At 36.0% G+C, this 20,779-nt stretch carries 20 protein-coding genes; 18 read left to right on the top strand and 2 right to left on the bottom strand.

The annotated features are described in order from the left end of the window. Positions 1-44: 44 nt before the first annotated feature. From HYG87_RS10190 to argB, 9 genes are all read left to right on the top strand, one after another. Complete coding sequence (locus tag HYG87_RS10190) at positions 45-1,280, top strand: MnmC family methyltransferase (RefSeq protein ID WP_211533051.1); 1,236 nt, start codon at positions 45-47, stop codon at positions 1,278-1,280. Positions 1,281-1,605: 325 nt separating this feature from the next. Next, positions 1,606-3,573: a tRNA guanosine(15) transglycosylase TgtA gene (tgtA, locus tag HYG87_RS10185; protein WP_211533050.1), complete on the top strand. Its 1,968-nt coding sequence runs from the start codon at positions 1,606-1,608 to the stop codon at positions 3,571-3,573. Next, positions 3,573-3,926 carry a nascent polypeptide-associated complex protein gene (locus tag HYG87_RS10180; protein WP_211534317.1) on the top strand — a complete coding sequence of 118 codons (354 nt, stop codon included), beginning with the start codon at positions 3,573-3,575 and terminating at the stop codon, positions 3,924-3,926. Before tgtA ends, HYG87_RS10180 begins: the two co-directional genes overlap by 1 nt. Next, positions 3,926-4,678, top strand: coding sequence for a metallophosphoesterase family protein (locus tag HYG87_RS10175; RefSeq protein ID WP_211533049.1), 753 nt, complete (start codon positions 3,926-3,928; stop codon positions 4,676-4,678). The genes HYG87_RS10180 and HYG87_RS10175 overlap by 1 nt, the downstream gene beginning before the upstream one ends. A 44-nt stretch (positions 4,679-4,722) precedes the next feature. Further along, positions 4,723-5,748, top strand: a complete 1,026-nt coding sequence (locus HYG87_RS10170; RefSeq protein WP_211533048.1) for an NYN domain-containing protein — start codon at positions 4,723-4,725, stop codon at positions 5,746-5,748. Continuing rightward, positions 5,748-6,950 carry a hypothetical protein gene (locus HYG87_RS10165; protein WP_211533047.1) on the top strand — a complete coding sequence of 401 codons (1,203 nt, stop codon included), beginning with the start codon at positions 5,748-5,750 and terminating at the stop codon, positions 6,948-6,950. Before HYG87_RS10170 ends, HYG87_RS10165 begins: the two co-directional genes overlap by 1 nt. Before the next feature lie 49 nt (positions 6,951-6,999). Continuing rightward, the gene (locus tag HYG87_RS10160) at positions 7,000-7,290 is read left to right on the top strand and encodes a hypothetical protein (protein ID WP_211533046.1); all 291 of its coding nucleotides are present in this window, start codon (positions 7,000-7,002) and stop codon (positions 7,288-7,290) included. 86 nt (positions 7,291-7,376) lie between these two features. After that, positions 7,377-8,570 carry a bifunctional ornithine acetyltransferase/N-acetylglutamate synthase gene (gene argJ / locus HYG87_RS10155; RefSeq protein ID WP_211533045.1) on the top strand — a complete coding sequence of 398 codons (1,194 nt, stop codon included), beginning with the start codon at positions 7,377-7,379 and terminating at the stop codon, positions 8,568-8,570. Positions 8,571-8,610: 40 nt separating this feature from the next. After that, a complete protein-coding gene (gene argB, locus HYG87_RS10150; RefSeq protein WP_211533044.1) occupies positions 8,611-9,492 on the top strand; it encodes an acetylglutamate kinase in 882 nt (293 codons plus the stop codon). A gap of 40 nt (positions 9,493-9,532) precedes the next feature. Here the strand turns inward: argB and aksF are convergent, their stop codons facing one another. Beyond that, on the bottom strand, positions 9,533-10,537 hold the full coding sequence (gene aksF, locus HYG87_RS10145) for a homoisocitrate dehydrogenase (protein WP_211533043.1): 1,005 nt from the start codon (positions 10,535-10,537) through the stop codon (positions 9,533-9,535). 395 nt (positions 10,538-10,932) lie between these two features. On the opposite strand from aksF, the gene HYG87_RS10140 reads away from it, so the two are divergent. The 8 genes from HYG87_RS10140 (at position 10,933) to HYG87_RS10105 (ending at position 18,843) form a co-directional block, all read left to right on the top strand. Further along, positions 10,933-11,877, top strand: coding sequence for a tetratricopeptide repeat protein (locus tag HYG87_RS10140; RefSeq protein WP_211533042.1), 945 nt, complete (start codon positions 10,933-10,935; stop codon positions 11,875-11,877). Positions 11,878-11,965: 88 nt separating this feature from the next. After that, positions 11,966-12,526 (top strand): HEAT repeat domain-containing protein, encoded by a 561-nt coding sequence (locus HYG87_RS10135; protein WP_211533041.1) that lies wholly within the window; start codon positions 11,966-11,968, stop codon positions 12,524-12,526. Positions 12,527-12,679: 153 nt separating this feature from the next. After that, a complete protein-coding gene (locus HYG87_RS10130; protein ID WP_211534315.1) occupies positions 12,680-13,657 on the top strand; it encodes a malate dehydrogenase in 978 nt (325 codons plus the stop codon). A 376-nt stretch (positions 13,658-14,033) separates the two neighbouring features. Next, entirely contained in the window at positions 14,034-14,612 is a 579-nt protein-coding gene (gene pdxT, locus HYG87_RS10125) for a pyridoxal 5'-phosphate synthase glutaminase subunit PdxT (protein ID WP_211533040.1), read from the top strand. Continuing rightward, complete coding sequence (locus tag HYG87_RS10120; RefSeq protein WP_211533039.1) at positions 14,600-15,517, top strand: class II glutamine amidotransferase; 918 nt, start codon at positions 14,600-14,602, stop codon at positions 15,515-15,517. The genes pdxT and HYG87_RS10120 overlap by 13 nt, the downstream gene beginning before the upstream one ends. A 28-nt stretch (positions 15,518-15,545) precedes the next feature. Next, positions 15,546-16,235 (top strand): GltB/FmdC/FwdC-like GXGXG domain-containing protein, encoded by a 690-nt coding sequence (locus HYG87_RS10115; RefSeq protein WP_211533038.1) that lies wholly within the window; start codon positions 15,546-15,548, stop codon positions 16,233-16,235. Then, complete coding sequence (locus HYG87_RS10110; protein ID WP_211533037.1) at positions 16,235-17,332, top strand: Coenzyme F420 hydrogenase/dehydrogenase, beta subunit C-terminal domain; 1,098 nt, start codon at positions 16,235-16,237, stop codon at positions 17,330-17,332. The genes HYG87_RS10115 and HYG87_RS10110 overlap by 1 nt, the downstream gene beginning before the upstream one ends. 11 nt (positions 17,333-17,343) lie before the next feature. After that, positions 17,344-18,843 (top strand): glutamate synthase-related protein, encoded by a 1,500-nt coding sequence (locus HYG87_RS10105; protein WP_211533036.1) that lies wholly within the window; start codon positions 17,344-17,346, stop codon positions 18,841-18,843. Between the two features lie 67 nt (positions 18,844-18,910). On the opposite strand, the gene HYG87_RS10100 is transcribed toward HYG87_RS10105, so the two are convergent. Further along, complete coding sequence (locus HYG87_RS10100) at positions 18,911-19,177, bottom strand: hypothetical protein (RefSeq protein WP_211533035.1); 267 nt, start codon at positions 19,175-19,177, stop codon at positions 18,911-18,913. A 149-nt stretch (positions 19,178-19,326) separates the two neighbouring features. Between HYG87_RS10100 and HYG87_RS10095 the strand changes: the two genes are divergently transcribed. Then, positions 19,327-20,706 (top strand): MFS transporter, encoded by a 1,380-nt coding sequence (locus HYG87_RS10095; RefSeq protein WP_211533034.1) that lies wholly within the window; start codon positions 19,327-19,329, stop codon positions 20,704-20,706. The last annotated feature ends 73 nt before the right edge of the window (positions 20,707-20,779 follow it).

Here is a 20,779-nt window from a genome sequence, read left to right as displayed (position 1 = left end):
ATTAAAATTAGAATAATATTTATAGGTTTTTAATTAGGGATAAAATGACAAAAAAGCAGGTTGATACTTCATTAACGCCTCAAAAAGAGGCCATGGATATTATAAAACATTATTTTAAAAAGGAAATAGAAGGGGACTCTCTTGCACGGATTAAGGGGCAAAAAGAAATTAAAAAATTCTTAATTAAAACTGAAGATGGTTCTTATACTTTAAATTCAAATGAAGTATCAGGAAAATCCGAGACCATGCACACTCACCACGGTGCTATCACCGAATCTGTGGAAAAATTTGTTAAACCATCTCTTTTAGAAAATAAAAAGAATATTAAGGTTCTGGATATATGTTGTGGCCTGGGATATAATGCTGCTGCTCTTATAGACTATTTAGATCCTCTTTCAAAGGAGGATATAGTTTTAAGTCTGGATATGGTGGAAATTTCCACAGAAACTGTGGCTGCAGGATTGTTGGTTCCCAGCCCGGTGCAATCTCATCTTAATATAAAGAAAGCCTATGAAGAAGAGCTTATAAAACAAAAATTTGCCAGATCCCGTGAGGTGGAACATGAAATACCCTCTAATTTATTTTTAAATGTAATTATAGAGGATGCCCGCCAGGTGGTACTTAATCTAAAAGAGGGTTATTATGATGCCATTTTTTTAGACCCTTTCAGCCCCTCTAAAGCCCCGGAACTCTACTCTGTTGAATTTTTAAAAGTATTGAAGAAAATTATTAAAAATGACGGTGTAATATGTACTTATACCTCTGCTGCTCCAGTCAGGGCTGCTTTTGTTGAAGCAGGGTTTCATATAGGTGAAGGACCCTCTTTTGGTAGAAAATCCGGGGGTACAGTAGCCTCTTTATCACTTGAAAATATAAAAGAAGATATTTCAAGAGATGATGAGAGGATGATTGCACTTTCTGATGCAGGAATCCCCTTTCGTGACCCCCATATGAATTTAAATGGATCTGAATTAATATTGAATCGTTCAAAAGAAAGGAAAATCGTCAGGGGTAGTTTTAAATTTTCTTCAGCAGTGAAAACTCCGCTATTCCTTGGAAAAGATATTGAAAAAGACAGATTAGGCCGGCGAATACTTAGAAATACTAAGAAAATGAATATTGCTAACTTAAAGTCAAAAGAGGCATTTTATTTAATTTGTTTTCAATATGATTACTGTGCATGTGGATGTGGGAAACCTAGAATTTACAATTCCCGAGATAGAATAATTAAGATGAAAGATAGATTGTTTTTGCACTCCTCTGGAAATTTTTCACCGTGAAGGGATTAGTTAGACCCGGGAATCAATATTGTTGTCACCTTTAATTTTTACCTTCAGGTATTAAGAAAAATATAAATATTATGAATATTAAGTTTGTAGTGTATTAATCATAATAGCTTGGTTTAATACACAGTAAGGGAGGAATCTAAAAAAGTGGTTATTCCATTAATTAAAACAACAACTTTAATATCTAACCAGCAAACCTAGTATAACCAAGAAAATGCCTGGCTCTTTTTTCTAATAATCATGAATCAGCGTATAAATATCCGGATTAAGAGCTCAATAATTTATATTTTAGATTATCCTCCATTAAGGAGACAATAAAATGTTTCAAATTAAAAATAAAGACAGCTTAGGAAGAACTGGAATTCTGAAAACAAAAAATGGGATAGTTAAAACACCTGCGTTAATGCCTGTAATTCATCCAGGAAAACAAAAAATTAATGTTAAAAAGTTAGGGGCCGAAATAGTAATAACCAATGCATATATAATCTATAAAAACGAAGAACTTCGAGAAAAAGCTTCCCTGGAGGGAGTACATAAATTAATTAATTTTGATGGCCCTATAATGACTGATTCCGGTTCTTTCCAGCTATCAGAATACGGTGATATCGATATAACTAATCCGGAAGTTATTGAATTTCAGGAACTGATTGGAACAGATATTGGTACTTCCCTGGACATACCCACCCCACCGAATGTTACTCGAAACCAGGCCGAAAAAGAACTGGAAATAACTATAGAAAGGGCCCAGGAATCTTTAAAATATAGAAAAGAAATCCTCTTAAATTCGGTGGTTCAGGGATCGACTTTCAACGATTTAAGATCATACTGTGCGGATGAGTTGGGAAAACTGGATGTGGAACTGCATCCCATTGGAGCAGTAGTACCCTTAATGGAAAGTTACCGGTATACCGATCTGGTTGATGTGGTGATGTCTTCGGTAACCCACCTTCCAGATTCCCGACCACGACACCTGATGGGTGCAGGACACCCCATGATATTTGCCCTGGCTGTGGCTATGGGATGTGATTTATTCGATTCTGCCGCTTATATACTTTATGCAGAAGATGATCGATTTTTAAGTCCATCTGGAACGTATAAACTGGAAAATTTGCAGGAAATGCCCTGTTCATGCGAAATATGCTGCAAATACACACCTGATGATTTGAGAAGTATGGAAAAAAAGGAAAGGAAACTTTTAATTGCTGAACATAATCTCAATATTAGTTTTGCTGAAATAAGAATCATAAAACAAGCCATAGCCGATGGAAATCTAATGGAACTGGTTGAACAACGATGCCGGGCCCATCCTAGATTACTGGAGGCCTACCGACATTTAGCTAATTATGTGGATGATATCGAAAAATATGACCCGCTTTATAAAAAATCAGCATTCTTCTATTCTGGCCCTGAATCATTAAAAAGAGCAGAAGTTTATCGATATTTGAATAAACTTGATAAAATGCCTAAAAAAAGCAGACTGCTTATTTTAAGTTCCAGTAGAAAGCCTTATTCAACCTATTTGCCTGAAAAACTGGGGAAGTTATACCATATAGGGACCTCCACAAAATCAGGTGATGAAGATTTACAGATAATGTTTGTTGATATTCCATTTGGGTTAATACCCCTGGAATTAGATGAGGTTTACCCTCTGGCTCAGAATGAATCTCCAGTTATTACCGATGAAACCGCCTGTGAATTCATAAAAAATTTGATTGAACAGGTAACAGAGGATTATGAGGAAGTTATCATTGAAGGTAATTTAAATGAAAAATTTGATCTGGGTCTCTATTGTGAATATGAATTTAAAGAAGAATTAAAACTAAAGCTGGATGAAAAAGACAAAATAACTTCTGTAGCTGATTATCAATTTGGAAAAGGAGCAGGTGCGGCATTATTTGAAAGTAAGCTGGATATAGTTAAGAGTAAAAAAACAGGAAAAATAAGACATGTTTATGATGATGCTGAAAATTTAATTGCCACCATGCGGGCCTCAGATGGCTTTTTTGTTCTAAGTAAAGAAGGAGCCCGGAGGCTTCACTCCCGAATGGAATATCCTCAAAATAGAGTGGTGGTGAATCAAGACTCGGAACCATTTGCCCGGGAAGGAAAAAGTATATTTGCTAAATTTGTTATAGATTGTGATAGGAATATTAGAGCAAGTGAAGAAGTTTTAATTGTAAATGAAAATGATGAACTTTTAGCATTTGGCAAGTCATTACTAAATAGTGCTGAAATACTAGATTTCAAAGTAGGCCAAGCAATTAAAACTAGAAAAGGAGGAATATGATGATACCAGGAATGGGTATGAACCCGAAACAATTGAAACAAATGCAAAGAAGCATGAAACAGATGGGAATGGACATGAAAGAAGTCCATGGAGCTACTGAGGTTATCATAAAATTGAAAAATAAGGAAATAATCATCAAAAATCCTAAAGTCAATATAATGGATTTTATGGGTCAAAAGACCTACCAGATTACTGGTAAACCCAAAGAAAAAGCCATTAAAAGTGAATTAGTAATACCTGCTGATGATATTGAGCTGGTAGTAACTCAAACAGGTGTAACTCCTGAAGAAGCAGAAAAAGCATTGAAAGAAACAAAGGGAGATTTAGCCGAAGCTATACTGAGGTTGAGTTAATGGCCATTATCGCCCATTTATCAGATCTTCATGTGGGTGCTATAAATTTTAAAGAAGATATTTTATTCGAAGCAATAAAACAGGTTAATAATTTAAATCCAGATGCAGTAGTTATAACTGGCGACATCACTGAAAATGGATATTATCATGAATATTTGCAGGTGGCAGAATATCTGGAGCTATTTGAAAATCCCATGATGGTGGTACCGGGAAATCATGACTCACGGCATATTGGAAATGAAAGCTTTGAAGAAATAATTAAACACCGCCATGGTACATTAAGTACTAATGATGGTGAAATAAAGATTATTGGCCTGGATAGTAGTGAACCAGATTTGGATTATGGTAAAGTAGGTCGTTCCCAGCAGTACTGGATGGAAAACGAATTAAGAAAAGCACATAAGATTAAGCAGTACAAAGTTATAGCTCTACATCATCATATAATTCCAGTACCTAAAACCGGACGGGAAAGAAATGTGCTAACTGATGCCGGAGATATTTTACAATCTTTAATATATGAAAACGCAGATCTGGTAATTTCCGGACATAAACACGTGCCTCATGTCTGGCATTTAGAGAACACCACTTTTGTTACTGCTGGATCTGTTTCCTCCTTAAAGCTTCGAGGTAAGGATATTAATTCATATAATATCTATAATATCCAGGAGGATAAAATAGAAATTAAATTAAAACAGGTGCAGGGTAAAAATTATTTAATGGCCAGTTATGATAATAAATGTATTTTACCATGAATCAATCTTATATATAATAATTATAAATCTGTGAAGGTGGTTAATTGAAAGTAATCATTGATGCATCAAATGTAGCCCATTATGGAAAAAGGGCAGATGATAAGCCTCGCTTAAAAAATATCTCAAGTTCAATTGAGGCATTGAAAAAATTAGGTTATGAAGTAATAATCATAGCGGATGCATCTTTACGTCATGAAATAGATGAAAAAGAATCATTTAATCAGCTTCTAGATGATGGTAAAGTACAACAGGTACCTTCTGGTACTACTGCAGATCATTATATTCTTAAACTAGCTGAAGAGGAAGATGCTAAAATATTATCTAATGATGTTTTCCGGGAATATTTTGATGAATTTCAGGATATAAACAGCCGGAGAATACCTTACCAATTAAAAGATGGTGAAATAGAAATAGGTAGTTCTTCCAAACCCAAGAAAGTTAAGAACATACTCCAGAAAATTTCTTCAGATATACTTTATGACTTTGAAAAGAAAAATGTAGATTCTTACCGCACCAAAAGAGGTAAAAAGCTTAGTGGAATTGCCGTGGCCAAAGAAGTTATAGATCGTATAAATCGCAGCCAGGAAGAGGGAATTGAACCTAAACTGGAAGGACTTTTAATGAAATTGCCTCTTTTTGAAAAAGTTATGAACATGGTAGAAGAAGCCGAAAAAACCAGTAACTTCATCATTTTCGTACTGGTGCACCCACGAGACTATCGTGACGCGGTAAAATATGCAGGTAATATTGCTGTTACTGTTGGAGACCGCTTAAAACTTGATCATGCGCCTTTAGTAGCAGTTCGTAATGATTTATTTACTAAAGCCGGGAGTTTTGAACTGAATATTATTTATTCTGATGAAGTGGTGGAAGAATCTCCCTATAATGTCAATATTACTATAAATGATCATGATTACTCTTTTGTCAAGAAAAACTCCCGAAATATTGCCAGTACAGTTGCTGCACGAATTGGAACCTGGAAGTTTCCTATAGTGTCAGTAAAACCCAGTATGTTAATGGAAAAGCCAGGTCAATATGAAATTATTCTTGAAAAGGGAGGAACTGATTAATGGTGAACTACTTATTAAGAGGCTTGTTTAGTTTTTTCCTTAAAAACAAAGTTTTGAGTATTGGTACTAAATATTATCCCACCAATTCCACAGAAAGGGAATATGTGGAAATGATAAACTATACCCAGACCATGCTTCTGGAGATAGAAAAAGCCAATATAACTACCAATAGAATATTTGAAAATCTAATAAATGAATTAGGGCCTGAAAATATTCCAGACAACAGGAGATTCATTGAATTAAAGCCTGCAGAAGATAAGGTAGATGAATACGCTCTTTTAAGTAACATTGTAATGGGTAGTGATCGTTATCTTTACGTGGAACTATTTAATCAGGGTAAGATAATCCAGGAATTCGCAGACATCATTAAAAAAGAAAATGGTACCATCATAGAACAGAGTTCCAGCGAAATAGTTGCCAAGCTATTATCCAAGAATGATGCCATCAGGGTGGCCATTGAATTAATTCGTTTAGGGGCCGATAAAGATATAAGTGTAAGAGCTTCGGCAGGAATGACTGGTGCTGCTGCCATCGAGCGTTCTATAAATTTAAATAAGGAAATAGGTGAAGTTTCAGGTGTGGGTTTTACTAAATTAGGTGGAGAATTTGCCATAGTATTCCCTTCCAAATTCTCAAAATTGAAAGGTGAACCGGTTTATTATGATAATTATTTATTCATTGATGTGATTGACTCCACCCAGTTTATAGCTGAAAATGGAAGAGACTCCCTGGTGGAGATAATGAATGACATTAAGGCTTTCATTGAAAAAGAGTGTAAAGGTAAAATAGAGGGTTATCGTGAAGGTGGAGATGACCTTATTGCCAATTTACCAACCAAAGATGCTGCTTTAAGGGCGGCCATAGATTCTTCATGGCATGGTTTAAATAACGGTGCAAAGATACGTTCAGGCATAGGAAGGAGCCGAAGAGAAGCTGGAGAAAGAGCTCAATTAGCAGATAGTATTAAACTTTGGAACCCCAGTTCCGTAATAGTATTTGATCTGGCAGATGGTATTTACGGATATTTCATCCCCTCTGAGTTTACCAGATCGGTAATAGAATTTTTATCATATAAAAAATCTACCATGTTTTTAATATTCTTTTTGGTGTTTATTGCTACCTTCATAGGGTGGAATGTAGGATACTGGCAATTCGGATTAGTGGCAATTATCCTAGCTGTTATCTACGCCATTACTACATAAAGGAAAGTTATTTAAAGGGTTAATTATAGAAAATATAGCGGGAGATATTATGAGTCCAGAAACTGAAGGAAAAATTATGGTTGCACTTATTATTTCCTTAATTGCATTTGGATTTGGCTCGGGAGTGGGCATAGTAATAGCTATTTCCCAAAATGACACTACTTCACCATTTTCACTAAATTTTACAGAAGAAAACCCTCAAATGCCAGTAATGAACCCTCAAACGACGGATTTGCAGGAACAAAGACCATCAGGATCACAGGATAACCTTGGATCAGAAGAAGTGTATATACCTAATAGTAATAAAAATACCACCCGGCCTGGCAATAATAGTGAATGAAATAATTAGTTATAAATAAGGCAATAAACCCTTGAATTTTATTCTTTTTTATTAATGTATTTTATATTATAGAGATAGTGATTTTTATGAAGATTATTAAAGGCGGATTATGTTCAGTTGATGGAGTGAAAGCTTCAGGTGTTCGTAAAGGCAAATATGGTATGGCCCTAATATCAAATCCAGGCAGCAAGGCCGCGGCTATTTTCACATCAAATAAAGTCTTAGCCGCACCAGTAATTGTAACCAGAGAACATATTCAAGACGGTGAAATATCTGCAGTGGTAGCCAATAGTGGAAATGCCAACTGTTTTACCGGAGAACCAGGTTTAAGAGATTCCCGTGAAATGGCGGAAAAATTAGCTGAAAAATTGAATATCACCCCTCAAGAGGTGGGAGTAAGTTCCACCGGAGTTATTGGAAGAGAAATGCCCATGGAAATTATTGGTGAGTTAATAGAAGAAGGATTTGATGCTTTAGAACACAGTGCTAAAGCATCAGCTAATGCAGCAAAAGCCATAATGACCACTGATACATATTATAAAGAATTATCTGTAGAAACTACATTAAAGGATGGTAATAAAGTTAGAATTGGGGGAATCTGCAAAGGTTCTGGTATGATAGCTCCTAATATGGGCACCATGCTATGTTTTATCACCACTGATATCCAGGCCACCCCCCAGGAACTGGAATCATCGCTAAAAAAAGCCGCTGATGAAAGCTTTAATATGGTGGTGGTGGATGGGGATGAGAGTACCAATGATACCGTCCTGATTATGGCCAATGGAAAGTCTGGAAAAATAGATGAGAACTTCCAGAAAGCTTTAAATTTCCTTTGTATTGAATTGGCAAAAGATTTAGCCCGTGATGGAGAAGGAGCAACTAAATTAATAGAGGTTACTATTAAAGGAGCTTATAATAAAGAAGAAGCCCGTAAAGCAGCTATATCCGTGGTGAAATCTCCGCTGGTAAAGGCTGCTGTATTTGGCTCTGACCCTAACTGGGGACGTATAGTGGCTGCCGTGGGCTATTCTGGAGCCAGGGTGGATCCAGAAAAAATAAGTGTTATTCTCTCATCTGATAGTGAAGAAGTGAATATCGTGGATCAGGGTAAAGTAAAAGCATTTGAAAATACAGAGGAATTACACCTTGCAGAAAAAATAATGCAAAAGGAAGAAATAAAAATTGTGATTGATCTGGGAGAGGGTAATGATTCTGCCACGGCTTTTGGCTGTGATCTAAGTTGCGACTATGTTAAAATCAATGCAGAGTATACTACCTGATAATAAAAATTTTTAGAATGCTGATACCCGGGGTTATGATATGAAAACAGTTAACATACTAATTGAAGCACTGCCTTATATTAAAAAATTTCATAAAAAGAAAATATTGATTAAGTACGGCGGTCACGCCATGATAGATGAAAATGCCATGGAATCCACCGCCCGGGACACGGTTCTTTTGAAGTATGTAGGAATGGAACCTATAGTGGTTCATGGTGGAGGTCCTGAAATATCTCGTTCAATGAATAAAATGGGTAAAGAACCCCAGTTCATAGAAGGACTCCGTATAACTGACGAAGAAACCATGGAAATCGTCAAAATGGTTTTGGTGGGGAAAATAAATACTACCATCGTCTCAAAAATATGTCTACATGGCGGGAGAGGAATAGGTTTATCTGGAAAAGACAGCCGTTTAATCATGGCCCGAAAAAAAGACCCTCATGTAATTACCAATAGGGAAACTGGTGAAAAAAAACATGTGGATTTGGGATTGGTAGGTGAAATAGAGTCGGTTAATCCAGAAGTAATTGAGATGCTCACTGAAAATAATTATATACCTATAATTTCGCCTATTGGTGTGGATGAAAATGCCCGGACTTTGAATCTAAATGCAGATACGGTAGCAGGAGAAATAGCATCCCGGGTTGATGCTGAAAAACTAATAATTTTAACTGATGTGCCAGGTATCCTGGAAGACCCTGCTAATCCCGATACACTCATAAAGAAAATAAATATAAGTGAAGTGGGAGAACTGGTAAAAAGCGGGATCATAACTGAAGGAATGCTACCTAAAACTATGACCTGTGCCCAGGCACTGCAGGATGGTGTTAAATCAGCCCATATAATTGATGGAAGAATCCAGCACTCCATTTTGCTTGAAATATTCACTAAAAAAGGGATAGGAACTATGATAAGTAAATAAATTTGATAAAATAAACCTTATCAAATTTATAAAAGATTATTTAAGAGTGGTTTTGAATCTTAATTTGTTTTGACACCTCCCGGGCCATATCCATGGTGGAATAATTTCCTCCTAAATCAGGAGTAACTACTTTACCATTTTTTAAAACAGCGCTGATTGCTTTTTCTAAATTTTCTGCTTCGTATTCCATTTTTAAATATTTTAACATCATTGATGTTGATAATAGCATGGCTACCGGGTTTGCAATTCCTTTACCCTCAATATCAGGTGCTGATCCGTGTACTGGTTCGAATAGTCCTTGTTTGTCTCCTATGTTGGCTGATGGTATTAGTCCCAGTCCTCCTACCAGTCCGGCTCCCTCATCTGAGAGTATGTCTCCAAAGAGGTTGGTGGTAACCAGTACGTCGAATATTTGTGGTTTGGTTAAAAAGTACATGGCGGTGGCATCCACATAGAAGTCTTCTTTTTCCAAATCAGGGTATTCTTCTCCTACTTTGTAGAAACTATCTTTGAATACACCGTCTGTTTTTTTAAGAACATTGGCTTTGTGTACCGCGGTTACTTTTTTTCGCCCGGTTTTTTTAGCATAATCAAAGGCAAACCGGGATATCCTCTCTGAAGCCCGACGAGTAATAACCCTCCGGGCCACAGCACCCTCCCGGGTGTAATCTTCTAAACCGGAATAGAGACCTTCACTATTTTCCCGTATAATTACAAAATCTAAATCCTTAAAAAGAGAGTTTATACCAGGATAGGATTTAACAGGACGAATATTAGCATACAAATCCAGCTCTTTTCTTAGGGAGATTATGGCGCTTTTATGACCTGGAACAGTCGTAACAGCCCCAAAAAGAGTGGCGCTCGTTTTTTTTGTTAGTTTGATGGTTTCATCCGGTATGGTGGAACCAGTTTTTTGAAAACATTCATAACCTGCAGATGCATATATATAGTCCAGGTTTAACTCTAAACTATCTAAAACATGAGTAGCAGCATTCATGACTTCTTTACCAATTCCATCACCAGGTATAATCGTGATTTTTATCATTTTAGCACCGATATTAAATTAAAATAATTAAATGTGTTTTAAATGTATATAATAAAATATATCTATTCTTAAGAATTATATGTAATATGCGGGTAGAAAGTTACTACCACATAATATAAAAATAAAATAACTATAAAATGTTTATTAGGCCCATAAGCAACTAATAAATTTTTTTTATTACTATCATCATAATCTAATTACTTTTGGGGGAACTGAAATTTCAGATAAAATTTTAAACCATATACAATTAATTGACCATGACATCAAAGATAATGTGTTGAACAATTATCAGAATAAAAATCAGCCATCTAAATCAATGAACCATGGTGATAACCCTTTTATAAATTCAGGGGGTTTTAATAATCATTAAAAATGTTATTCATATTTTAGGATTAATGGATTCTTTTCGTGGTAAAAAAGGAGCTTTGAGAAATTATCAGAAAAAATTATATGAATATCAGGAACATGAAGCAGAGACCCTGATAGATATCGCAGTAATATATTTAGAAGATGATCAATTCGAAAAAGCACTTCAAAACCTTCAGGAAGCACTTAAAACATATGAAAAATTAAATTACCTCGAAGGAGAAGCTTACACATATGATCTTATTGGGGACACATACCTGACCACCAGAAATACCAAAAAAGCCCTGGAAAACTACCAGAAGGCCTTAAAAATATATGCAGAGATTGATTCTGACCTGGAAAGTGAGATGGAAGAAAAGATTCGGGAAGTCAAACAAATAGAAACTGCTTTAAATACAGATAAAGAAGTAACTGGATCTTTAGTTCCTGAAGATTTTATAGATGAACTGGAAGAAAAGGAAAATACATCTATTGAGTCTTTAAACAATAAACCTGATTCTGATGATGAAAATTTGATTCACCCCAAAAAAGATTTAAATTTTGACTTGAAAAAGCTAGCATCTGAAATAGAAGAAATTATATTACTTCTCGATCAGTCTGAATTGTATTCACTTTATTACAATGATCCTCATAGTCATGAAATGCTTCAGGAAGCTTTAAAAAGTGCTGAAATTATTGAAGATTGGGATGGTCAGGGTATAATTCATTTGATGATGGGTGAAAACTATTTGAAGCTGGAAAATAGCTTTGATTCTTTAAAGCAGTTCCAGAGTGCTTTGAAGATATTTGAAAACCATAGCAATAAAAAAGGCGAGGCCATCTCCTTATTACTTATTGGTGCTCTTTACTACATTTTTGATAAAAAAGATGAGATGTACATGTTTTTTAGAAATTCACTGAATATTTTACATAAACATAATTTTAAAAAAGAAGAAAACCAGGCCATAAAATTTATTGAAATGTTGTCAAATTAAGGAAGTAACATCAATATTTAAATAAATTATACTTAGAATGGAAAAATCTAATAATCTAAATGCACTTACATATAGTTAAGGTGAAAAAATGGAAAAAGAAGAAAATGTAGCACGATTAATTGAATCACTTAAAGAAGATGATGAGCATGTAAGAGTGCAAGTTTTAGAGCTTTTAGAAGAAATAGGTTCTCCAGCAGTGGAACAATTAATTGAAGCTCTTTCCAGTGGAGAAAAAAATATTAGAATTGGTTCTGCAAAAGCTTTAGGGGAAATAAAAGATCCTCGAGCTATAACTCCCTTAATTGAAACCTTAAAAGATGATAACAAGTGGGTAAGAAGAGAAGCTTCAGGTGCACTTTCTAAAATGGGTGAAAGTGCTGTTGATCCTCTATTAGGAATACTTGATGATGCCGACTGGAAAGTTAGAGGTGCAGCTGCCTGGGCCTTAGGAAGTATTGGGGATAAAAGAGCAGTGGAACCACTTATAGATGCTTTAAATGATGAAAGCGGTTTTGTTAGAGGGGGAGCAGCCTGGGCCTTAGGAAGTATTGGGGATAAAAGAGCAATAGAACCCTTGAAAAAAGCTTTAGATGATAAAAGTGGGTATGTGAAAAAAGTGGCAGCAGAAAAATTAAAAAATTTAGAATAATATTACCAGGTATTGTAATACTCTATCTATGTAATATTTGCCTTGTAATCCTGACTCCCATTATTAGTTGCTGCAGAAATAATAGCAGTAACTCTGGTTATGGATATAATTCAGGTGGAGAGCAATAATCTTAAAAAAGGAAATGGTGTTAATTTGAAGGTCAGTATCATAGGATCAACTGGAAGAGTGGGCAGGGCAGCGGCGTTTTGTTTGGCTGAAGAGCAGTCTGTTATGGAGTTATATCTCCATGCCCGAAAGAGTAGTTTAGAGCAGAATAAAGGAGAAATTTTAGATATAAATGATGCTCTTGCTGCTAAAGGTGTTCGAGTAAAAATTAATACCTCCTCTAATCTGGAGAATCTTAAAGATTCCCATGTGGTGGTCATTACCGCCGGTATTCCCCGTACCCCTGATATGGAGCGTATGGAATTAGGAAAAGAAAATGCCAGAATAATAGCCGAATATTCTTTAAAAATAGCTAAATATGCTCCTGATTCAATAATTCTGGTGGTGAGTAATCCGGTTGATGTAATGACTTATGTGGCATTAAAATATTCTGGCTTTGATAAGAGAAAAGTTTTAGGATTGGGTAATCATTTAGACTCCCTGCGATTAAAAAATTACATGGCCCGGCATTTTGATGTACATGTAAGTGAAATTCACACCAGAGTCATTGGTCAGCACGGACCTTACATGGTTCCCTTACTGAGTTCCACATCCATTGGAGGAATCCCTATTGAATACTATTCTGCCCATGATTATTTCACAGATTACAAATCATTTGACCTGAAACACACCATTGAAAATGTAATAAATGCAGGAAGTTATATTATCAGTAAAAAAGGTGCCACGGAGTATGGACCTGCTTTTGCCATAGCTAATATAGTCAATACCATATTAAACGACGAAAATCAGATACTTACTGTTTCCACGCTGGTAGAAGATCTCGCTGAAGGTGTTGATGAAGTATGTTTAGGGGTTCCAGTTAAATTAGGTTACAATGGTATTGAAGGAGTAGTACCTGTTCAAATGGATCAAAATGAAAAACAAGCATTTATTGATGCTGCTAAATTCATTCATGAGTCAACTAAGGATATAATGATAGATCTTGAGAATAATTTCCCTATTTAAATCTATTTACAAATTTTATTCCATTATGAAATGATTAAATTATCATTTTATTAATATTTCCAGTCACAGAGCAATTTAAATGTTTGAATATTCATTTTTTCATCGGATATGTAGCTTAATTTTTTTAATTTAGATGGTTTTTATATATTTTTGATAAGGAATTTAGAATAGAAAAAGTTTATATAAATGTTCAATAAATGTTTATATACATCTAAATTTTTGAACATTGTATATTAAAATTAGATATGGGAATTCAATATTCAGAAAATCTATCATTTCGGAAAGATGTTTCCGGTAGGTTTATATAAGATTATTGAGATATGATATTTTAAGTTAAAATAGATAATTTTTAAAATAAAAATTTTGAAGGAATCACATGTTAACCATAGGCATTTTAGATTTACAGGGAAATGTTAGTGAACATTTTGAAATTACCACCAAAGCATTAAAAAATTTTGAAAATGATTCGCGTGTTATTAAAGTCAGAAACTCCGCAGAAGCTTCTTGTTGTGATGGTATAATAATTTCAGGTGGAGAAAGTACAGTAATAGGAAAATTACTGGAAAAAACCGGGATTAATAATATAATAATAAATGAAAAAATACCTGTTTTTGGAACTTGTGCGGGTATGGTACTATCAGCTTCAAAAACAGATTATGAACAACCCCTCTTGAATTTAATTGATATGGAAGTAAAAAGAAATGCCTTTGGAAGGCAAAAAGAGTCCTTTGAAAAAGAAATTGATATATTAGGATATAAATTTAATGGAATCTTCATTAGAGCGCCTGCAGTGGATCAGGTGGGTGAAGATGTTCATATACTGTCCCGTTTGGAAGATAAAATAATAGGTGTTAAGCAAGGAAATAACATAGCCATTTCATTTCATCCCGAGCTTACAGAAGACACCAGGTTACATGAGTACTTTATAAAGGAGGTATTGAAGTGTGTGGAATAGCTGGAGTAGTATATAAAGATAAAAAACTCCATCCTGTAGGAAGCGACATGACCAAAATGCTCGATGCCCTGCAACACCGGGGACCAGATTCTGCTGGTTTTTCAATATATGGTGGGCTAGGATTGGAAGATAATGAATATCTGCTAAACATTGAAATTAAAGAAAAGCCAGGGCTCTTGGATTCTGTTAAAGAATTAGTTAAAGTAGTTAGCCCTATTAAAAGTGAAGAGATTATTCCCTCTGTTGAAAATTTCATTATTTATCGTTGTAAGATATCTCTAAAATCATTTTCACAACTAAAACCATTGATTATGGATATTGACAAGATAAAAGATGTTGTGGTTTTGAATGGGAGTCATTCCTTTGAAATGATTAAGGATGTAGGATATGTTCTGGATATTGCCGAAAGATATGATACCTGGTCTAAAATGGGAACTCATGCCATAGGACACACCCGTTTTTCCACTGAAAGTATTGTGGATCGTTATCACGCCCACCCTTTCCAGAGTTATATAATACCAGATATTACCGTGGTCCACAATGGGCAGATAACCAATTACTGGAATATAAGGGATCCTCTGGAAAGAAAAGGCCATATTTTTGAAACCAATAATGATACCGAATGTATAGTTCACTATGTTGCCGATAAACTATCCATGGGATATTCTTTAGAGGAAACCCTGGAGCAGTCAGTAAAAGATATGGATGGACCCTATTCATATGTGGTGGGAACTCCTAATGGAGTAGGAATAGCTAAAGATCAATTAGGATTAAGACCAGGAGTTATGGCGGAAACTGATGATGTTTTTGCCATAGCATCAGAAGAGGTTTCCCTGCGAGAGGTCATGGATACTACTTATGTGGAACAGATATCCCCCGGGGAAGTCAGGGTCTATGAAATATAATTTAAATAAAAATTTATAAGGTGATTTAATGCGGGAAATAGAAATTGATGCTGAATCCAAAACCCCACGAGAAATAAACCGCGATTTAAAGACCCTGGCCAAGGAATATGATCGTATAATAATTAAAAATCCCAATGCCAAACACTATCTATCAGCCGGGCTTATCACTCCGGTGGAAGTTATTATAGATGGATCAGCAGGTTATTTTGCAGGGACCATGATTGATCAGGCCAGTATAAAAATTAAGGGAAACGCCGGTTGGTTTGCAGGAGATAATATGACCCAGGGAGAGTTAATAATAGAAGGTTCTTCTGGAGACGGAGTGGGTCAGGGAATCTATGGAGGTACGGTTGTAGTTAGAAGAGATGCCGGATCCAGAACTGGCGAGATAATGAAAAACGGGACCATTATCATCGGCGGTAGCTCTGGTTTTATGAGTGGTATCTTCATGATGGGAGGACGTATAATAGTTTTAGGAGATATAGCAGAAGATGCAGGAGAATCAATCATCAGAGGGGCTATTTACGTTCTGGGAGAAATTAAAAGTCTGGGAAAAAACGCCAAAGTAGTGGAAATCAGCAAAGAAGATAAAAAAGACTTGAAAGAACTCCTGCCTGCATATGATTTCCATTTAGAAGATTCCAAATATAATGAATTTAAAAAGATAGTTCCCAGAAGCAAAAGGCCATTCTATGGTCAGGAATCGGAGGAAGGATAATGAGTAATAATTCTGTTAAACAAGAAAGTGCCGAAAAAGTAGCCATGGTAGGCACTCCCTGCCAGATTACTGCCTCCACACTAATGAATGAATATTCTGATTATACAGGTAAGCATAATGTGGATCTTAAGATAGGTCTTTTCTGTATGGAAAATTTCTCATATAATTACCTGAAAGAGCTTTTAAAAGAATATGAAATTGACCTTAAAGATGTTAAGGAGTGCCGTATTGAAAAAGGATTTATGTGGTTTTACTTAGCAGAAAACCAGGTATTTAAAATTTCATTAGATGAAGCTAAGCGATGTATCAGAAAAAGCTGTGAAATTTGTATGGACTTTACTTCAGAAAAATCTGATATCTCAGTGGGTTCTGTTGGATCACCAGAGGGCTGGTCCACCATTATAATACGAAGCGAAAAAGGAAGAAATCTGGTGGATAATGCTGAAAAAAAGGGCTACATAAAAACCAAACCTGTGACTGATAAAGGTTTAAAACTAATGGAAAGATTGGCCTTTGAGAAAAAGTCTGAAAATTTATCTGAAATTAAGAAAAGAGAAAATGTAAGTAGGCCAGTGCTATACTGGAGAGTTATGCCCTCTGAAAATTACTTAGATGAAGTATCTGATAGCCAATTTATAGATCTAAAAGGTGATGTGATAGATATAGGAGGATGTGTACTTTGTGGGGCTTGTTTATTAGCCTGTCCTGAAGATATCGTAAAAATCAAGGATAGGAAACCAGAAATTAGTGGTGAGTGTCCTCCAGGATGCAATGCCTGTTATGTGGCATGCCCCCGTACTTATGTCCCTGAAAATATATCATCTCGCGGGGAAAAATCCCCTTTTGGAGATTATATCAAAATAATATCTGCAAAGGCTTCCATAATCCATGGTCAGGACGGAGGAGTTGTCACCGCTTTATTGAGCTATGCTCTGGCAGATAAAGTAGTTGATGAAGCATTAGTGGTGGATAAAAATATTGAAGAACCCTGGAAGCCTGAAGCAAAACTCACCAGAAATGTAGAAGATGTGGTAAAAGCAGCAGGAACCAAATATTCTGCCTGTCCCATATTTAAAGCCATGAAAAAAATAGAATAGGGAGGGGAAAAATGCCTTTCAAAGTAGAAAGAAGTTCAGAACTTTGTAAGAGAAATTTTGACCGTCACGGTTGTTGCTGGTATTTATGTGATAATCGGGATGAAAATCAATGTAAAAACTGTTATTCCTGTTACAATAACTGTCCTCATGAAGTTTATGAAATTATTGGTGGGGAACCATACCCGGTGAAACATGAAAATTGTGTAGGATGTCGTATATGTGAAGAAATGTGTCCTAACGATGCAATAGAAGTTAATGCAGTTCCAGAAGATAGAAGAAACGTTTGGTCATTTTCAGATCTGGTTGAAATTCAAAGGAAATCCAATGAAGGATCATATAAGGTCAGGGGATGTGGAGCTACCCGGGTTATACCCACTTTTGACGACCTGGTAATAGTACCGGCCCAGGTATCCCGGCCACCTATTGATAAATATCGGGAACCATGCAATACCCGGGTGGTTTTAGGTAAGAGATATGCAGAAAATCCCCTGATACTGGACACCCCCATTATGATTGCTGCCATGTCATTTGGTGCTTTGAGTAAAGAAGCGAAAATAGCCCTGGCCATGGGTGCCACTCTGGCCGGGACTGCTACCAATACCGGAGAAGGAGGAATGCTTCCTGAAGAACGTCAATATGCTTCAAAACTTATTGCACAATATGCTTCAGGTCGTTTTGGAGTATCTGCTGATTATTTAAATAATTCAGAAGCCATAGAAATTAAAATCGGTCAGGGAGCCAAATCAGGTATGGGTGGTCACCTTTTAGGTGAAAAGGTAACAGCAGAGGTATCTAAAATTAGGATGATACCCGAAGGAACCGATGCCTTAAGTCCTGCCCGTCACATGGATATTGTAGGTCCAGAAGACCTGAGTATGAAAATTTCCCAGTTAAGGGAAATAAGTGACTGGAAAGTCCCTATTATGGTTAAATTCACCTCTGGAAGAGTAAGTGATGATGTTAAAATCGCTGCAAAAGCAGGGGCAGATATAATTGTAGTGGATGGTATGCAGGGAGGTACCGGTGCTGGACCAGATGTGGTTACCGAGCATTCAGGAGTTCCCACCATTGCCGCCATTGTAGAAGCTGATGAAGCCCTGAAACAAATCAATTTAAGAGAAGATGTAAGTTTAGTGGCAGCAGGAGGAATAAGAAATGGTGCTGATGTGGCAAAAGCCATGGCATTAGGTGCCGACGCAGTATATGTGGCTACCTCTGCTCTGGTATCCATTGGCTGCCGGGTTTGCCAGAAGTGTTACACCGGTACTTGTAGAAAAGGAATCGCAACCCAAAATCCCCGGCTACGTAGAAGGTTGGACTATGTGGAAGGTGGTAAGAAAGTGGCCCGTTACATCGAAGCCATGAACGAAGAGCTATGCATGCTCACCCAGCAGGCAGGTAATACCAATGTGGTAAACCTGGAAAAAGACGACCTTAGATCACTTAGTATTGAAGCCTCCGCTTTAACCGGTGTAAAAATGGCAGGAATGGAAGCTCCGGTCCGTTATTAGTTAAAAAAAAAGATAGTTTAAAGCTGTCTTTTTTTCTAATTTTTAAAATAAATTATCCACAGGAAAATTAATCATTTTTTTTCTTTTTTTGCAAAGAAGATGCTTCTCTTTTATCAGATACAGATATGTTGTCTTCATTTTCATTTAAAATAGTATAATCTGGTGAAATAATAATTTCATTAAAGGGATCCATCTCATCCAGTACATGGTCCATTAAACCCTGAAAATAAATCAAATTACCTCCGCATTCACATAAATCCTGTTTTTTATCACCACTTTCTGGTGAATGATCTTTTTTAAGGCATAATTTCCCGCATTTTTCACATTTAAACATAATACTCATCCCTTAAAAATTAGTTGTAATCCTGAATTCCATATATTATTATACATTTTAGAGATTTATATAGGTTATAACATATAATTAAATGAATTTTTTATTAAAACCCATCAGGGCATTATAAGGCTAAATTCAGGAGTAAATAAATGCAAAAAATTTCATTAAAAGATTACGTGCTCATTATATCAGCATTAGCATCATTTTTAACCCCTTTCATGAGCTCTGCGGTAAATGTTGCCCTGCCAGCCATGGTTAACCAGTTTCAAATAGATGTTATCATGCAAAATTGGATACCTGCATCTTATTTGCTATCAGCTGCCATTTTCGCGGTGCCCTTTGGCCGTATTTCTGAAATTTATGGTATGAAGAAAGTATTCACATGGGGAATGATTATTTTTACCATTTCCTCATTTTTATCTGCTATTGCTCCTTCGGCTATGGAATTGATAATATTCCGGATTGTGCAGGGAGTGGGCTCAGCCATGATATTTGTAACTTCTCTGGCACTTATTAGTGAAGCTTTCCCTCCTGAAGAACGTGGAAAAGCGATAGGTATTACAATAGCAGTAGTATATGCAGGTCTATCTCTGGGACCTGTTTTAGGTGGAATATTAACCCGAAATTTTGGTTGGCCCAGTATCTTCCTGATAACTATTCCCATAGGTATTTTAACTATTATCATGGTTCTGGGGAAAGTTAAAGTAGAATGGGCCAATCAAAAAGGGAAAAAATTCGATGTGGTGGGCTCAGTACTATATAGCCTTGCCCTGTTTATGTTAATGTATGGTTTTTCCACATTACCGAATTTAAACGGAATAGGATTAATTATAATGGGAATTGTACTTATGGTTGGTTTTGTAAAATGGGAACTTTACCATCCCAGCCCCATTTTCAATATGAAATTATTTAAAAATTTTACATTTGCCTTTTCAAGTCTTGCGGCCTTAATCAATTATTCTGCCACCTTTGCCGTTGCTTTACTTTTGAGTTTATTTTTACAATATATCAAAGGTTTAGATGCCCAGACAACTGGTTTAATACTGGTTGCCCAACCGGGAGTAATGGCCATAGTAGCCCCCTTAGCAGGAAGACTTTCTGATAAAAAAGATCCACAATTACTGGCCGCTATAGGGATGGGCATAACTACCACCGGACTTTTTGCCCTGGCTTTTATTTCAGAAAATACAGGTATTACATTTATAATTTTGTCCCTGGTAATACTGGGTCTTGGTTTTGGGTTGTTCTCTTCACCTAATACCAATGCCATAATGGGATCAGTGCAGCGTAAATATTACGGAATAGCATCTGCCACCGTTAGTTCCATGCGTTTGATTGGCCAGTCTTTCTCTTTGGGCATGGTTACCCTTATATTTTCATTTATAATAGGCCGGGTGCAGATTTCCCCACAATTTTATCCCGCTCTATTGCAAAGTACCCAGGTGGCATTTATATTATTCAGCGTGCTATGTTTTACTGGAATATTTGCATCCCTGGCTAAAAGAAACAGAAAAAAAGCAGAATATTGAAATTTAGTTAATCTTTAACTTTTTAAAATCTAAGGCTAGCTTTAAAAGTTTTTTTCTTTTAGATATTTGAAAA

It is taken from the genome of Methanobacterium alkalithermotolerans (assembly GCF_018141185.1).
Lineage (GTDB): Archaea > Methanobacteriota > Methanobacteria > Methanobacteriales > Methanobacteriaceae > Methanobacterium_F > Methanobacterium_F alkalithermotolerans.
This window is presented reverse-complemented; position numbering and strand designations above follow the sequence as displayed.

Excerpts from the sequence above, each read along its gene's own strand:
- pdxT (WP_211533040.1), top strand. The coding sequence starts at position 14,034 with ATGTTAACCATAGGCATTTTAGATTTACAGGGAAATGTTAGTGAACAT.
- tgtA (WP_211533050.1), top strand. The coding sequence starts at position 1,606 with ATGTTTCAAATTAAAAATAAAGACAGCTTAGGAAGAACTGGAATTCTG.
- HYG87_RS10110 (WP_211533037.1), top strand. The coding sequence starts at position 16,235 with ATGAGTAATAATTCTGTTAAACAAGAAAGTGCCGAAAAAGTAGCCATG.
- HYG87_RS10100 (WP_211533035.1), bottom strand. The coding sequence starts at position 19,177 with ATGTTTAAATGTGAAAAATGCGGGAAATTATGCCTTAAAAAAGATCAT.
- aksF (WP_211533043.1), bottom strand. The coding sequence starts at position 10,537 with ATGATAAAAATCACGATTATACCTGGTGATGGAATTGGTAAAGAAGTC.
- argB (WP_211533044.1), top strand. The coding sequence starts at position 8,611 with ATGAAAACAGTTAACATACTAATTGAAGCACTGCCTTATATTAAAAAA.
- argJ (WP_211533045.1), top strand. The coding sequence starts at position 7,377 with ATGAAGATTATTAAAGGCGGATTATGTTCAGTTGATGGAGTGAAAGCT.
- HYG87_RS10165 (WP_211533047.1), top strand. The coding sequence starts at position 5,748 with ATGGTGAACTACTTATTAAGAGGCTTGTTTAGTTTTTTCCTTAAAAAC.
- HYG87_RS10175 (WP_211533049.1), top strand. The coding sequence starts at position 3,926 with ATGGCCATTATCGCCCATTTATCAGATCTTCATGTGGGTGCTATAAAT.
- HYG87_RS10105 (WP_211533036.1), top strand. The coding sequence starts at position 17,344 with ATGCCTTTCAAAGTAGAAAGAAGTTCAGAACTTTGTAAGAGAAATTTT.
- HYG87_RS10140 (WP_211533042.1), top strand. The coding sequence starts at position 10,933 with ATGGATTCTTTTCGTGGTAAAAAAGGAGCTTTGAGAAATTATCAGAAA.
- HYG87_RS10180 (WP_211534317.1), top strand. The coding sequence starts at position 3,573 with ATGATACCAGGAATGGGTATGAACCCGAAACAATTGAAACAAATGCAA.
- HYG87_RS10095 (WP_211533034.1), top strand. The coding sequence starts at position 19,327 with ATGCAAAAAATTTCATTAAAAGATTACGTGCTCATTATATCAGCATTA.
- HYG87_RS10115 (WP_211533038.1), top strand. The coding sequence starts at position 15,546 with ATGCGGGAAATAGAAATTGATGCTGAATCCAAAACCCCACGAGAAATA.
- HYG87_RS10160 (WP_211533046.1), top strand. The coding sequence starts at position 7,000 with ATGAGTCCAGAAACTGAAGGAAAAATTATGGTTGCACTTATTATTTCC.
- HYG87_RS10190 (WP_211533051.1), top strand. The coding sequence starts at position 45 with ATGACAAAAAAGCAGGTTGATACTTCATTAACGCCTCAAAAAGAGGCC.
- HYG87_RS10135 (WP_211533041.1), top strand. The coding sequence starts at position 11,966 with ATGGAAAAAGAAGAAAATGTAGCACGATTAATTGAATCACTTAAAGAA.